Here is a 13,774-nt window from a genome sequence, read left to right on the forward strand (position 1 = left end):
TTGATTAATTTCGCTGTGGAAACACGAGATTTCGCGCAGCCGCTGTGCGTTTTAGCACAGTGACATGTCTGCTTTGGCCATCGCCGGCCAGAGTGAACAGCCCAAAAGGATCAGCATGTTCGACTGGAACGATCTGCGGTTTTTCCTCGAGTTGCAGCGCAGCGGCCGTTTGCTCACTGCCGCCAAACGCCTCAATACCACCCACAGCACCGTCGCCCGGCATATCGAGAGCATCGAGAAAAGCCTGGGCACGCCACTGTTCGTGCAGCATGCCCAAGGCTACGACTTGACCCCGTCCGGGCAGGCCCTGCTCAAGCACGCCGAAGCCATGGAAAACGTCGCCTTGCTGGCGCAGGAAGAAATCACCCAAGCCATCACCCCGCTGGGCAAGATCCGCCTGGGGGTGACCGAAGGCATTGGCATCATGTTCTTCACCCCGCGCATGAACGCGCTGTTCGAGCGCTACCCAGGCCTTGAGGTGGAACTGGTGGCGGTGCCGCGCTTCGTCAGCATCCTCAACCGCGAGGCGGAAATCAGCATCCACCTGGAGCGGCCCAACGCCGACCTGCTGATCACCCGCAAGCTCACCGACTACCGCCTGGCGCTCTACGCCAGCCAAGCGTACCTCGACCGCGCACCGCCGCTGCGCAACCGCGAAGACCTGGCTCGGCACAGCTGGATCGGCTACGTCGATGACCTGCTGTTCAGCCAAGAGCTGCTGTTTCTCAACAGTTTCTGCCGCGCGCCCAACGTGGCGTTTCGCAGCACCAGCGTGATCGCCCAGCAACACGCGGCGCGCGCGGGCCTTGGCATTGCCGTGCTGCCCAACTTCATGGCGCGCCATGACCCGACGCTGGTCCGGGTGCTGCCCAGCGAAACCATCCAGCGCAGCTATTGGATCTGCACCCGTCGCGAACTGCACAAGTCGGTGCGCCTGCGGGTAGTGTGGGACTACCTGCTGGCGCTGTGTGCCGCCGAACAGGGCGAGCTGCTAGCCCAGTAGCGCCTTGCCGGCCAACAGCAGGGCGGCCGCCCAACCGGCCACGGCAAACATCTGCTGCAAGCGCGGCCCGGCGAGTTTGGCTGCCAATGGCCGCGCCAGCAGCAAACCGACCACCGCACCGAGCGCAAACGGTGCGCCGACCTGCCAGTGCATCACCCCCGCCAAGCTGGCGCTGACCACGCTCCCCGTGGACACCAGCGCAATCACCGCCAGCGAGGTCGAAACGATGCTGGCCATGCGCAAATTGGTGTAGCGGTTCAAGGCGGGGATGATCACAAACCCACCGCCCACGCCCAGCAACCCCGACAGCAACCCCGACAGCGCGCCGGTAAAGGCCAGGGCGCGTGCGCAGGGCAACGTCCAGCGTAAACGGCCCTGCAGCGGGTTGAGCACGCAGGGTTCGATGTAGCGATGAGCATCGTTGGCTTCACCGCGCAGCTCCCTGGCCGCCTTGCGCCAAATGCGCAGGCAGGCGTAGACCAGCACGCCGGCGAATACCAATGCCAGCGGCGTGTTGGGCACACGGTGCGCCAGCATGAGGCCGAAGGGCGCGACCGCGATGCCGATCAGGGCGATGAACAACGCCGCTCGGTAGCGCACCAACCCCTGACGCAAACCCAGCACTGCCCCCACGGCGGCAGCAAGGCCCACCGCCAACAGGCCGACTGGCGCCGCCTCGGCCATCGACAGGCCAAGGCCAAACACCAGCAATGGCACCGCAAGAATACCGCCGCCCGCGCCGGTCAAGGCCAGCACGGCACCGATGACCGCCCCCAAGCCTGCGCCCAACAGTTGGTGTTCGATCACTGTTTGGCCTCAGCTACCAATGGCTGCGGCCGCGCCAACCATTCACGCCCCTTGAGCATGCCTTTCCAGTACAACGGCGGCAGTACCCGCGCCTTCAGCAACCAGGCCAGGCGCGTCGGCCGTCGGCCATCGAGCAACCAGCGTGGGAAGCTCGGCGCCACTTTGCCGCCGTAGGTGAACTCGGCCAGCACGATCTTGCCGCGCTCGACAGTCAGCGGGCACGAGCCATAACCGTCGTACATGGCGAGGGTAGGGAGCCTGCCCAACGCCACCAGCACGTTATTGGCCACTACCGGCGCCTGCTTGCGCGCTGCCGCAGCAGTCTTGGCATTACTGGTGTTGGCCACGTCGCCCAGGGCATGGATATTGGTGAACTTTCGATGGCGCAAGGTCTGCGGGTCGACGTCGACCCAGCCCGCGCTGTCTGCTAACGGGCTCTCGCGAATGAAGTCTGGCGCCACCTGCGGCGGCACCACGTGCAGCATGTCGAAGGCCTCGATTCGGGTTTCAGTGCTGCCGTCGGCCAAGGTACGCACGAACGTCGCGCGCTTGCCGGGGCCATCCACCGCCACCAGTCGATGGGCGTAGTTAAGGTCCACGGCGTACTTGTCGATGTAAGCCATCAGTGCGGGCACGTAGTCGGCCACGCCAAACAGCACGGCACCGGCGTTGAAGAAACTGGCTTTCACATCCCCCAAATGCCCGTGGCGCAGCCAGTGGTCGCAAGACAGGTACAGCGCTTTCTGTGGCGCACCAGCGCACTTGATCGGCATCGGCGGTTGGGTGAACACGGCGCGGCCCTGCTTGAGCTGCTGCACCAGTTGCCAGGTGTACGAGGCCAGGTCGTAGCGGTAGTTGGAGGTCACGCCGTTACGGCCCAGTGTCTCGCTCAGGCCGTCGATGGCCTGCCAATCGAGTTTCAGGCCTGGGCAAACCACCAACTGTTCATAGCTGATAGCGCGGCCATCTTCGAGTACGACCAACTGGCCCAAGGGGTCGAAGCCCTGCACGCGCGCCTTGATCCAATGCACGCCACGGGGAAGGGTCGAGGCCATGGTGCGCGCCGTGTCTGGCGCCTTGAACACGCCGGCACCGACCAGGGTCCAGCCGGGCTGGTAGTAATGCACGTCGGCGGGGTCGATCAGGGCGATATCCAGTGACGGATCACGGCTGATCAGGCTGGACGCGGTGGCGATACCGGCAGCACCGGCACCGACGATCACCACTTTGTGGTGGTCGGTATTGAGCGTTTTGGCAGGGTGGAGCAAGGCAGGCATGGCGGTATTTCCTGGAAATCTCGTTATGGGTAAAAGCGGTTAAAGCGTGTTCAAAGGAATCTTCAGGTAGCTCACGCCATTGGCCTCGGGCTCAGGGAAGTGGCCGCTGCGCATATTGACCTGCACCGATGGCAGGATCAGCACGGGCATGTCGAGGGTCTTGTCGCGGGCTTCGCGCATGGCCACGAAGCTGTCTTCGTCGATGCCGTGGTGAATGTGGATGTTGCTGCCACGTTGCTCGGCAACAGTCGTGACGTATTGCATGTCGCGCCCGCCCGGCAGGTAGTCGTGGCACATGAACAACCGGGTCTGGTCGGGGAAGGCCAGCAGGCGGCGGATCGAGCGATACAGGGTGCGGGCATCGGCGCCGGGGAAGTCGCAACGGGCCGTGCCATAGTCGGGCATGAACAGCGTGTCACCGACGAACACCGCCGTTTCACCGCCATCGACCACCACATAACTCATGCAGGCGGGGGTGTGCCCCGGCGTGTGCAAAGCACGGGCATGCAAGTTGCCGATACGGAAACCTTCCTCATCCTCCAGCAGGACATCGAACTGGCTGCCATCCCGGGCAAAGCCGGGTTCGGCATTGAACAGCGCGCCAAACACTTTTTGCACCTGGGTGATCTGCGCACCGATGGCGGTGCTGCCGCCGAGCTTATCCTTCAGATAGGCCGCGGCCGACAGGTGGTCTGCATGCACATGGGTTTCCAGTACCCACTGCACCTCGGCATCGAGCGCCTGCACCCGGGTGATCAACCGGTCTGCCGAGGCGGTGCAGGTGCGCCCCGACTTGGGGTCGTAATCCAAAACGCTGTCGATCAACGCGCATTTGCGCGTCTCGCCGTCCATGAGCAGGTAGCTGATGGTCGAGGTCGCCTCGTCGAAGAAGGCTTCCACGTGAAGGTTGTTACCGATGATCATCACGTTCTCCAAAGTTTCCTACGCCCCCTATAGAGGCGTAGGCAGTGACCGGAGGTTTATCAAGATGCATGCCAGGGTTTTTCACAGGCCTTGGCCAATGAATACGGGCCGGGCTGGCGCTTGCCTGGCAACATGGCAGCCACGTTGGCAGTCGACTGTCAGTCAATGGCAGTGTTTGGCAGTCCTTGCTACCCTCCGCCGGGTTATCACATCGGTGCCGTCATGCCTGAGCCTCATCACATCATCCTAGCGTTGGTTTCCTACCTCGAACACGATGCCCTGCCCACCATCGTGTTGGACACGGACTACAACATTCTCGCGGCCAACGCGGCCTACCGCCGCCAGTTCGGCCGAGACCAGCAGGCGCCGCTGGGTGAAAAATGCCACAAGGTCTCGCATCACTATGCCGTGCCGTGCGACCAGGCCGGCGAGCATTGCCCCATGCGCAAGGCATGGGACAGCAAGGTGCCGGAACGTGTGCTGCACATTCATCACACGCCACGCGGCCCTGAGCATGTGGACGTCGAGCTGCGGCCAATCCTGGATGAGCAGGGCAGGGTGGTCGCCTTTGTCGAGCGCCTCACCACCATCACGCTCGCCGCGGCGCAACCTCAGCAGCAGGGCTTGGTAGGGCGGGCGCCAGCGTTCAAGGCAGCATTGGCCAGCCTGCAGCGCGCGGCGCCCGCGCAAATCCCAGTGTTGCTCCAGGGCGAATCGGGTACCGGCAAGGAGCTGTTCGCCCGCGCCCTGCACATGGGCAGCCCGCGCGCAAACGGGCCGTTGGTCGTGGTCGACTGCACCGGCTTGACCGAGTCGCTGTTCGAGAGCGAGCTGTTCGGCTACGAGAAAGGAGCATTCACCGGCGCCAACCAACGCAAGATTGGCCTGGCCGAAGCCGCACATGGCGGCACGTTGTTCCTCGACGAAATTGGCGAAGTACCGATGGCCATGCAGGTCAAGCTGCTGCGCCTGATCGAGTCCGGCAGCTTCCGCCCGGTGGGCAGCCTGCGGACCGTGCACTCGGATTTCCGTTTGGTCTCGGCCACGCACAAGCCGCTCAAGAAAATGGTCGCCGAAGGTACGTTCCGTGAGGATCTGTATTACCGCATCAGTGGCTTTCCTATACGGCTGCCTGCCCTGCGTGAGCGCGTGGAGGACCTGCCATTGCTGGTCGAGAGCCTGCTCCAGCGTATGGCTGGGCAGCCCGCGCCCAGGTTGGCCGATGACGCATTGAAGCACCTCGGGCTGCATCCGTTCCCGGGCAATATCCGCGAGTTGCGTAACATCCTTGAACGGGCACGGCTGTTTGCCGATGACGGGCTGATCCGTCCCGAGCACCTGCCTGACGACATCGGCCCACCGATTGCAGCCGGCGTGACCAGGGGCCGAGGCCAAAGCGACCTGAGTGAGCTGGCGCAGGCGCTGGAGCAGTTTCAGGGCCCACGCAGTGAGCTGGCGCGCCACCTGGGCATGAGTGAGCGCACCCTCTATCGACGCCTGAAGGCACTGGGCCTGGGCACGTAGGCAGTCTAGGCCTTGCCCACCTTTACCTGACCTTTACCTCAAGCCAAGGAGTAGCTTGGCAAAACCGCTGTCTGATCCGTTAACCGCACCAGGCGAACAGAACTTGCGCCGGGCATTAACATGCAGAGGATCAGCAACACATGAAAAAAACCCTGACCGTGCTGTGCGCCGCGCTGATGTTCAGCGCGCCGCTGGCCAGCTTTGCTCAACCGGGCCCACCCCAGGGGCATGACAACGGCCCCTCCCATCAGGGCAACACACCGCATGGCAACGGCCAGCACGGTAAACAGCCGCAGGGTCGGCCGGGTAACGGCCATGCGCCAGCCCCTTACCAAAACCCGAACTTCCGTCCACAGCCGGGTATGCCGATACCCCATCAACAATGGCAACGCGGGCATGCCGTTGACCCCCATTACCGCGGCGACCGCTACTGGGTAACCGACTGGCGTGCACGTCACCTCTATGCGCCACCGCGTGACCACCGTTGGTTGGCTGTGAATGGCGACTACGTGCTGGTGGCGATTGCCAGTGGGGTGATCGTGAACATTCTCAGCGGCTACTGACCCACCGTATCGCACGCATAAAAAAGCCCGCTTTCGCGGGCTTTTTCATGTCGTTCAACCTACACCTGATCAGAAGTCCAGGTTCGATACCGACAGCGCGTTGCTTTCGATGAACTCGCGGCGAGGTTCCACTGCGTCGCCCATCAAGGTGTTGAAGATCTGATCGGCAGCGATCGCGTCTTCGATGGTGACCTTGAGCATGCGGCGCACGGTTGGGTCCATGGTGGTTTCCCACAGCTGGTCCGGGTTCATCTCACCCAGCCCTTTGTATCGCTGGATGGTGTGGCGCTTGGTGCTTTCGTTCATCAGCCAGTCCAGGCCTTCCTTGAACTCGACGATTGCCTTGCGGCGCTCGCCACGCTGCACATAAGCACCTTCGCCCAGCAGGCTGGCCAGCTTGGAACCGATGTTGACCACGGTACGGTAGTCGTTGCTGCCGAAGAAATCGCGGTTGAAGGTGATGTAGCTGGCCAGGCCGTGCGAGGTGATTTCCACTTCCGGCAGCCAGACATTGCGCTCCTTGTCTTCGCGCAGGCTGGCTTGATACGCCAGGCCCGACTTCTGGGTGCTGCTCAGACGCTCCTGGAACTTGGCCAGCCAGGCCTGCATCACAGCGTGGTCACCCAGTTGCTCCAGGGTAACTTCCGGCAGGTAGATGAAGTGCTCTGTCAGCTCCTGTGGGTACAGGCGCGACAAACGCTTGAGGGTCTTCATCACGCCACGGAACTCGTTTACCAGGCTTTCCAGCTGAACGCCGGAAACCGCTGGCGCCGACTCGTCCAGGTGCAGGCTGGCATCTTCCAGGGCCGATTGGGTCATGTATTCTTCCATGGCCTCGTCGTCTTTGATGTACTGCTCCTGCTTGCCTTTCTTCACCTTGTACAGCGGTGGCTGGGCAATGTAGATGTAGCCACGCTCGACCAGCTCTGGCAGCTGACGGAAGAAGAATGTCAGCAGCAGGGTACGGATGTGCGAACCGTCAACGTCAGCATCGGTCATGATGATGATGTTGTGATAACGCAGTTTGTCGATGTTGTACTCTTCGCGACCGATACCACAGCCCAGTGCGGTGATCAGCGTACCGACCTCCTGGGACGAGATCATCTTGTCGAAGCGAGCCTTCTCGACGTTGAGGATCTTACCCTTCAACGGCAGGATCGCCTGAGTGCGACGGTTACGACCTTGCTTGGCCGAACCACCGGCGGAGTCACCCTCCACCAGGTACAGTTCGGAAAGGGCAGGGTCCTTCTCCTGGCAGTCGGCCAACTTGCCTGGCAAGCCCGCGATGTCCAGTGCACCTTTGCGGCGAGTCATTTCACGCGCCTTGCGCGCGGCTTCGCGGGCACGGGCGGCGTCGATCATCTTGCCGACAACAGCTTTGGCTTCGTTCGGGTTCTCGAGCAGGAAGTCCGAGAAGTACTTGTTCATCTCCTGTTCCACGGCGGTTTTCACCTCCGAGGAAACCAGCTTGTCTTTGGTCTGGGAGCTGAACTTGGGGTCAGGGACCTTGACCGAGATGATCGCGGTCAGGCCTTCACGGGCGTCATCGCCCGTGGTCGCCACCTTGTTCTTCTTGGCCAGGCCTTCCTGCTCGATGTAGCTGTTCAGGCTGCGGGTCAGCGAAGAACGGAAACCCACCAAGTGAGTACCGCCATCGCGCTGCGGAATGTTGTTGGTGAAGCACAGCAGGTTTTCGTTGAAGCTGTCGTTCCACTGCAGGGCAACTTCAACACCCACACCATCGTCACGCTGGACGTTGAAGTGGAACACCTGGTTGTTCACCGGCGTCTTGTTGGTGTTCAGGTACTCGACGAACGCACGCAGGCCGCCTTCGTATTTGAAGAACTCTTCCTTACCGCTGCGTTCATCCTTGAGCAGAATGCCGACGCCCGAGTTGAGGAACGACAGTTCACGGATCCGCTTGGCCAGGATGTCCCAGCTGAAGTGGATGTTCTTGAACGTCTCAGCCGAAGGCTTGAAATGGATGTGGGTACCGGTCGTTTCGCTGTCACCTACAATCGCCATCGGCGCTTGAGGGACACCATGAACGTAGGTTTGCTCCCAGATCTTGCCGCTGCGACGCACAGTCAGCACCAGCTTCTCGGACAGGGCGTTAACCACGGAAACACCCACACCGTGCAGGCCGCCCGAAACTTTGTACGAGTTGTCGTCGAACTTACCGCCGGCGTGCAGCACGGTCATGATGACCTCGGCTGCGGATACGCCTTCTTCTTTATGCACGTCAACCGGAATGCCGCGACCGTTGTCGCGCACGCTGATGGATTCATCCGTGTGGATGATGACGGTGATGTCATCGCAATGACCGGCGAGGGCTTCGTCGATCGAGTTGTCGACCACTTCGAAGACCATGTGGTGCAGGCCGCTACCATCATCGGTGTCGCCAATGTACATGCCGGGACGCTTGCGTACGGCATCCAAACCTTTCAGCACTTTAATGCTGGAGGAGTCGTACGTTTGATTTTCGCTCATGCCTTCACTCCCGATGGTCGTGGGTCTGGGTGATACGGCCCTGTTCCACGTGGAACAAAGCAACTGGCGTTTCCGTCTGCCAGCCTTCCCTCAGTAATTCGTGATCTACACAGGTGATGAACACCTGGCAGCGTAATTCTTCTAGCAAGCGGCACAATGCGCGGCGGTGTTGCTCGTCCAGTTCTGACGGCAAGTCATCCACGAGATAAATACAGTGACCGCGGCGAGCCTGGCTGACGAGGTGCCCTTGGGCAATGCGTAGCGCACACACCACAAGTTTCTGCTGCCCTCGCGACAGAATGTCGGCTGCGTTATTGGCAGCCAAACGAAGACGCAGATCAGCACGCTGCGGACCGGCCTGGGTGTGGCCCATTTGCTGGTCACGAAGAAGAGAGGAGGCGAGTACTTCGTTGAGTTCCCGGTCCTTGTCCCAGCCTCGGTAATAGCTCAGGGTCAACCCGTCAAGCTCGACCAGTTCGCTCAGGGTTCGCTCGAAGACGGGCTTCAAGGCCTTGATGTAGTTGCGACGGTATTCATCTATTTCCGCGCTGGCCAGGCACAATTCCCGGTCCCAGGCGGCTTGCGAAGCTGGGTCAAGTGTACCATGCCGCAACCACGAGTTCCGCTGCCGGAGCGCCTTCTGCAGACGTTGCCAGGCAGGCAGAAAACGAGGTTCCACGTGGAACACTCCCCAATCCAGGAATTGGCGGCGAATTTTCGGGGCGCCTTCCAACAGCCTGAAACTGTCCGGGTTAATCAGCTGCAGGGGTAGCAGCTCGGCCAACTGCGCCGCGCTTTTGGCATTCTGCCCGTCGATACGGATGGTGAAATCACCTTGCCGCTCACGAGATACGCCCAGGTTGCTGGTGCCCCCCGACGTCAACTCAACCTCGCCAAACACGGTGCAAGCTGGCTGCTCGTACTGGATGACCGGGTTCAGGCGCGTGCTGCGGAACGAGCGCGCCAGTCCCAGCAGGTGCACAGCTTCGAGCACACTGGTTTTGCCGCTGCCGTTAGCACCGTAGAGGATGTTGATGCGGGGGGAGGGTGAGAGGGTCACCGGGTGCAGGTTGCGCACCGCGGTGACCATGATACGTCGAAGGGACATTCAGTCTGCTACAGGTTACAGACGCATCGGCATGACAACGTAGGAAGAGTCATCATTGCCAGCCTCCTGCAGCAGCGCACTGCTGTTGGAGTCGGACAGAATCAGACGCACCTGCTCGGTCGTCATCACGCCCAGCACGTCCAGCAAGTAGCTGACGTTGAAGCCGATCTCCAGCGCGCTGCCGTTGTAGTCGACGCTGATCTCTTCTTCCGCTTCTTCCTGCTCAGGGTTGTTGGCCTGAATCTTCAGCTGGCCAGCGGCCAGTTGCAGGCGAATGCCGCGGTACTTTTCGTTGGACAGGATCGCGGTACGGCTGAATGCCTCACGCAGCGCCTGACGATCACCGACCACCAGCTTGTCGCCACCCTTAGGCAGTACACGCTCGTAGTCCGGGAACTTGCCGTCCACCAGCTTGGAGGTGAAGGTGAACTCGCCGGTGGTTGCGCGAATATGGTGTTGCCCCAGGACGATGCTGACCATGCCTTCCGGATCAGTCAGCAGGCGCGCGAGCTCCAGGATACCTTTGCGCGGCACGATCACCTGGTGGCGATCATCCTGCTCGATGGGCGCGCTCATGGAGCACAGCGCCAGGCGGTGGCCATCGGTAGAGACGGCGCGCAGGGTGTTACGCGACACCTCCAGCAACATGCCGTTGAGGTAATAGCGCACATCCTGCTGAGCCATGGCAAAGCTGGTGCGCTCGATCAGGCGGCGCAGCTTGCTCTGTTCCAGGTTGCAGGTCAGCGAGCCTGGGCCTTCTTCCACCGTCGGGAAGTCATTGGCGGGCAGGGTCGACAGGGTGAAGCGGCTGCGGCCGGCCTTGACCAACAGTTTTTGCTCGTCGACTTTGATATCGATCAGGACGTCGTTTGGCAGGCTTTTGCAGATGTCCATCAGCTTACGGGCCGGGACAGTGATTTCGCCAGGCTCGGCTGGCTCTTCCAGTTGCACGCGGCCTACCAGTTCGACTTCCAGGTCGGTACCGGTCAACGACAGCTGCTGGCCTTGCACAACCAGCAATACGTTAGACAGGACCGGCAAGGTCTGACGGCGCTCGACGACACCGGCGACCAGTTGCAGGGGTTTCAACAGGGCTTCGCGTTGAATGGTGAAATGCATGGTCTAGTCCCTTGCCTTCAATTAGCTGCGCAGACGGCCATCAGGTCGTCAGCGTCCGCAGCAGGTTCTTGTAGTCCTCGCGGATGTCCGCGTCGGATTCCTTCAGTTCGTTGATTTTGCGGCAGGCATGCAGCACGGTCGTGTGGTCGCGACCACCAAACATGTCGCCGATCTCCGGCAGACTGTGGTTGGTCAGCTCCTTCGACAGGGCCATGGCTACCTGGCGCGGGCGCGCGACAGAACGCGAGCGACGCTTGGACAACAGATCGGAGATCTTGATCTTGTAGTACTCGGCCACTGTGCGCTGAATGTTATCCACACTGACCAGCTTGTCTTGCAGCGCCAGCAAGTCTTTGAGCGATTCGCGAATCAGTTCGATGGTGATGTCGCGGCCCATGAAGTGCGAGTGAGCGATCACCCGCTTCAGGGCACCTTCCAGTTCGCGGACGTTAGAGCGGATGCGCTGGGCAATAAAGAAGGCAGCGTCATGCGGCAGCTCGACTTTGGCCTGGTCGGCCTTCTTCATCAGAATCGCGACACGCGTTTCCAGCTCGGGAGGCTCTACCGCAACGGTCAGGCCCCAGCCGAAGCGGGATTTCAGACGTTCTTCCAGGCCTTCGATTTCCTTCGGGTAGCGGTCGGAGGTGAGGATCACCTGCTGGCCGCCCTCGAGCAGGGCGTTGAAGGTGTGGAAAAACTCTTCCTGGGAACGCTCTTTGCGGGCGAAGAACTGGATGTCGTCGATCAGCAACGCATCGACCGAGCGGTAGAAGCGCTTGAATTCGTTGATGGCATTGAGCTGCAGCGCCTTGACCATGTCCGCGACGAAACGCTCCGAATGCAAGTAGACCACCTTGGCATTCGGATTTTTCTTCAGCAGGTGGTTACCCACAGCATGCATCAAGTGGGTTTTACCCAAGCCCACACCCCCATAAAGGAAGAGCGGGTTGTAGCCATGCTTCGGGTTGTCGGCGACCTGCCAGGCAGCGGCCCGCGCCAGCTGGTTCGACTTACCTTCGACGAAGGTGTCGAAAGTGAACGTGCGGTTCAGGTAACTGGTGTGCTTGAGGGCACCTTCAACCTGAACAGTGCGCTGTTCGGTGCGGGTGTTGGTAGCCGGTGCCGGCGCAGGCTCGGCCATGGCATCAAAGCTGTCACGCGACGAAGGCTCGGCAACCTCATTGACCTGCGCAGCTTCCACAGGCGCAGCGGCAGGCTCTACCGACATCGCAGCAGGCGCGGCTTTTTGTACCTGGGTCTGCGCCAGCGAAGCGGCCACAGCGGCACTGACCGGCGCATTGGGCGCGGCCCGCGGCGCCGAGCTGCGACGGCTGCCTATTAATAAGGAAAGGGCAGGCGCAATGCCGCTGCCGTTCTCACCCAACAGCTCGAGCAGACGACCCAGGTACTTTTCATTGACCCAATCGAGAACGAAACGGTTAGGCGCATAGACGCGCAACTCGTCGCCTTCGGCTTCGACCTGTAGCGGACGGATCCAGGTGTTGAATTGCTGGGCAGGCAGTTCATCGCGCAGAAGCTCCACGCACTGCTGCCAAAGTTCCACTGACACGGATATCCCCTGAGTTTGAAAGCCGGATGAGGCAAAAACAAACCGCCATTGTACCGGTCGAGCGATCAGTTATCCACATGTGGATACGTTAGGAGCCATGACAAAACAGCCATTTATCGACCAAAAAGGCTTTATTGCGCTGTGCATAAGCTCTGTGGATAACCGCACCTAAGGGCTATGCACAACCCTGGGTTGAGATCTGTGGATAATTCACCTGTGGATAATGAGCACTTTAATCCACAGCTTCTGCGCATGCGGAGCACAAGCGCAGCACCGGATACCGACAGGGTTTCAAAACTCTGTACAGCCCGCGATTTCTGGGCTGTAGAACGTTATCCACAGAAAGTTATCCACTTAAGATTTATAAGTTCTTTAAGAAAGCTTTTTAAATGTCTCTTCTTTTTTTTCATGTTATCCCCCGATGTGCGTTCACGCTAAGGCCGTGTCTGGGCAGCGTCTGATCGACCGAGCCCGTCACGCCTTCTATAAGGAATGACTGGTTGGAAATTGACCTATTGGCTTGCTTTCTCTAGAATCGCCGGTCTCTTAAAAAGGGGGCCATCCCGGCCGTCGTCGACAAACCCAGGTAACACGCCATGAAACGTACTTTCCAACCAAGCACCATCAAGCGCGCGCGCACTCACGGTTTCCGTGCTCGTATGGCTACCAAGAACGGCCGCGCTGTTCTGTCGCGTCGTCGTGCCAAAGGCCGTAAGCGTCTGGCCATTTGATTTTTCGGCACAGGTGGTGAGTCAGGACTTCAGTCGGGAAAAGCGACTGCTTACACCCCGACATTTCAAAGCGGTCTTCGACTCCCCAACCGGCAAGGTTCCAGGGAAAAACCTGCTGATCCTTGCTCGCGAGAACGGCCTCGATCATCCGCGCCTTGGCCTGGTGATCGGCAAGAAGAGCGTCAAGCTCGCCGTTCAACGCAATCGCCTCAAGCGCTTGATGCGCGATTCCTTTCGTCTGAACCAGCAGATACTCGCTGGCCTGGACATCGTGATCGTCGCGCGCAAGGGATTGGGTGAGGTAGAAAACCCGGAATTGCATCAACACTTTGGCAAGCTCTGGAAACGCCTGGCGCGCAGCCGGCCTTCTCCAGCGGTTAGCGCCGATTCCGCAGGGGTAGACAGCCAAGATGCGTAAACTGGCACTCGTTCCGATCCAGTTTTACCGTTATGCCATCAGTCCTCTGATGGCCAGTCACTGTCGTTTCTTCCCCAGCTGCTCCTGTTACGCTTACGAAGCCATCGAAAACCATGGCTTATGGCGTGGTGGGTGGCTGGCCGTTCGTCGCCTGGGGCGTTGTCATCCGTGGAACGACGGCGGTTTCGATCCCGTTCCACCCGCTCCTTCCTCCCGAACTTCTTCGATAGCCGAGTAATC

13 protein-coding genes are annotated in these 13,774 nt (G+C 60.5%); 6 read left to right on the forward strand and 7 right to left on the reverse strand.

What is annotated here, in order from left to right:
• Positions 1–115: 115 nt before the first annotated feature.
• On the forward strand, positions 116–1,003 hold the full coding sequence (locus tag GIB19_RS06590) for a LysR family transcriptional regulator (protein WP_027592060.1): 888 nt from the start codon (positions 116–118) through the stop codon (positions 1,001–1,003).
• On the opposite strand, the gene GIB19_RS06595 is transcribed toward GIB19_RS06590, so the two are convergent.
• Genes GIB19_RS06595 through GIB19_RS06605 form a run of 3 tightly spaced genes read right to left on the reverse strand, consistent with a single transcriptional unit; the run spans position 992 to position 4,011 of the window.
• Positions 992–1,810: a sulfite exporter TauE/SafE family protein gene (locus GIB19_RS06595; RefSeq protein ID WP_027592061.1), complete on the reverse strand. Its 819-nt coding sequence runs from the start codon at positions 1,808–1,810 to the stop codon at positions 992–994. The two genes, GIB19_RS06590 and GIB19_RS06595, sit on opposite strands and share 12 nt — an antisense overlap.
• On the reverse strand, positions 1,807–3,087 hold the full coding sequence (locus tag GIB19_RS06600) for an NAD(P)/FAD-dependent oxidoreductase (RefSeq protein ID WP_274884442.1): 1,281 nt from the start codon (positions 3,085–3,087) through the stop codon (positions 1,807–1,809). Before GIB19_RS06600 ends, GIB19_RS06595 begins: the two co-directional genes overlap by 4 nt.
• Positions 3,088–3,126: 39 nt before the next feature.
• Positions 3,127–4,011 carry an MBL fold metallo-hydrolase gene (locus GIB19_RS06605; protein WP_274884444.1) on the reverse strand — a complete coding sequence of 295 codons (885 nt, stop codon included), beginning with the start codon at positions 4,009–4,011 and terminating at the stop codon, positions 3,127–3,129.
• Positions 4,012–4,233: 222 nt separating this feature from the next.
• Between GIB19_RS06605 and GIB19_RS06610 the strand changes: the two genes are divergently transcribed.
• Together GIB19_RS06610 and GIB19_RS06615 are read left to right on the forward strand one after the other, a co-directional pair.
• On the forward strand, positions 4,234–5,535 hold the full coding sequence (locus GIB19_RS06610) for a sigma-54 interaction domain-containing protein (protein ID WP_274884445.1): 1,302 nt from the start codon (positions 4,234–4,236) through the stop codon (positions 5,533–5,535).
• A gap of 140 nt (positions 5,536–5,675) precedes the next feature.
• Positions 5,676–6,098 carry an RcnB family protein gene (locus GIB19_RS06615; RefSeq protein WP_027592065.1) on the forward strand — a complete coding sequence of 141 codons (423 nt, stop codon included), beginning with the start codon at positions 5,676–5,678 and terminating at the stop codon, positions 6,096–6,098.
• A gap of 69 nt (positions 6,099–6,167) precedes the next feature.
• On the opposite strand, the gene gyrB is transcribed toward GIB19_RS06615, so the two are convergent.
• The 4 genes from gyrB to dnaA are packed head-to-tail and all read right to left on the reverse strand — an operon-like array spanning position 6,168 to position 12,385.
• Positions 6,168–8,588: a DNA topoisomerase (ATP-hydrolyzing) subunit B gene (gene gyrB / locus GIB19_RS06620; RefSeq protein WP_027592066.1), complete on the reverse strand. Its 2,421-nt coding sequence runs from the start codon at positions 8,586–8,588 to the stop codon at positions 6,168–6,170.
• 4 nt (positions 8,589–8,592) lie between these two features.
• Positions 8,593–9,696, reverse strand: a complete 1,104-nt coding sequence (recF, locus tag GIB19_RS06625; RefSeq protein ID WP_027592067.1) for a DNA replication/repair protein RecF — start codon at positions 9,694–9,696, stop codon at positions 8,593–8,595.
• Positions 9,697–9,711: 15 nt separating this feature from the next.
• The gene (gene dnaN, locus GIB19_RS06630; protein ID WP_027592068.1) at positions 9,712–10,815 is read right to left on the reverse strand and encodes a DNA polymerase III subunit beta; all 1,104 of its coding nucleotides are present in this window, start codon (positions 10,813–10,815) and stop codon (positions 9,712–9,714) included.
• Between the two features lie 40 nt (positions 10,816–10,855).
• Positions 10,856–12,385: a chromosomal replication initiator protein DnaA gene (gene dnaA / locus GIB19_RS06635; protein WP_027592069.1), complete on the reverse strand. Its 1,530-nt coding sequence runs from the start codon at positions 12,383–12,385 to the stop codon at positions 10,856–10,858.
• A gap of 596 nt (positions 12,386–12,981) precedes the next feature.
• Between dnaA and rpmH the strand changes: the two genes are divergently transcribed.
• Genes rpmH through yidD form a run of 3 tightly spaced genes read left to right on the forward strand, consistent with a single transcriptional unit; the run spans position 12,982 to position 13,772 of the window.
• Entirely contained in the window at positions 12,982–13,116 is a 135-nt protein-coding gene (gene rpmH, locus GIB19_RS06640; RefSeq protein ID WP_003253163.1) for a 50S ribosomal protein L34, read from the forward strand.
• A 13-nt stretch (positions 13,117–13,129) separates the two neighbouring features.
• Positions 13,130–13,534 (forward strand): ribonuclease P protein component, encoded by a 405-nt coding sequence (rnpA, locus tag GIB19_RS06645; RefSeq protein ID WP_077068714.1) that lies wholly within the window; start codon positions 13,130–13,132, stop codon positions 13,532–13,534.
• On the forward strand, positions 13,527–13,772 hold the full coding sequence (gene yidD / locus GIB19_RS06650; RefSeq protein WP_075046823.1) for a membrane protein insertion efficiency factor YidD: 246 nt from the start codon (positions 13,527–13,529) through the stop codon (positions 13,770–13,772). The genes rnpA and yidD overlap by 8 nt, the downstream gene beginning before the upstream one ends.
• The last annotated feature ends 2 nt before the right edge of the window (positions 13,773–13,774 follow it).

The sequence above is a fragment of the Pseudomonas sp. ITEM 17296 genome, assembly GCF_028895205.1.
GTDB classification, from domain to species: Bacteria; Pseudomonadota; Gammaproteobacteria; order Pseudomonadales; family Pseudomonadaceae; genus Aquipseudomonas; species Aquipseudomonas kermanshahensis.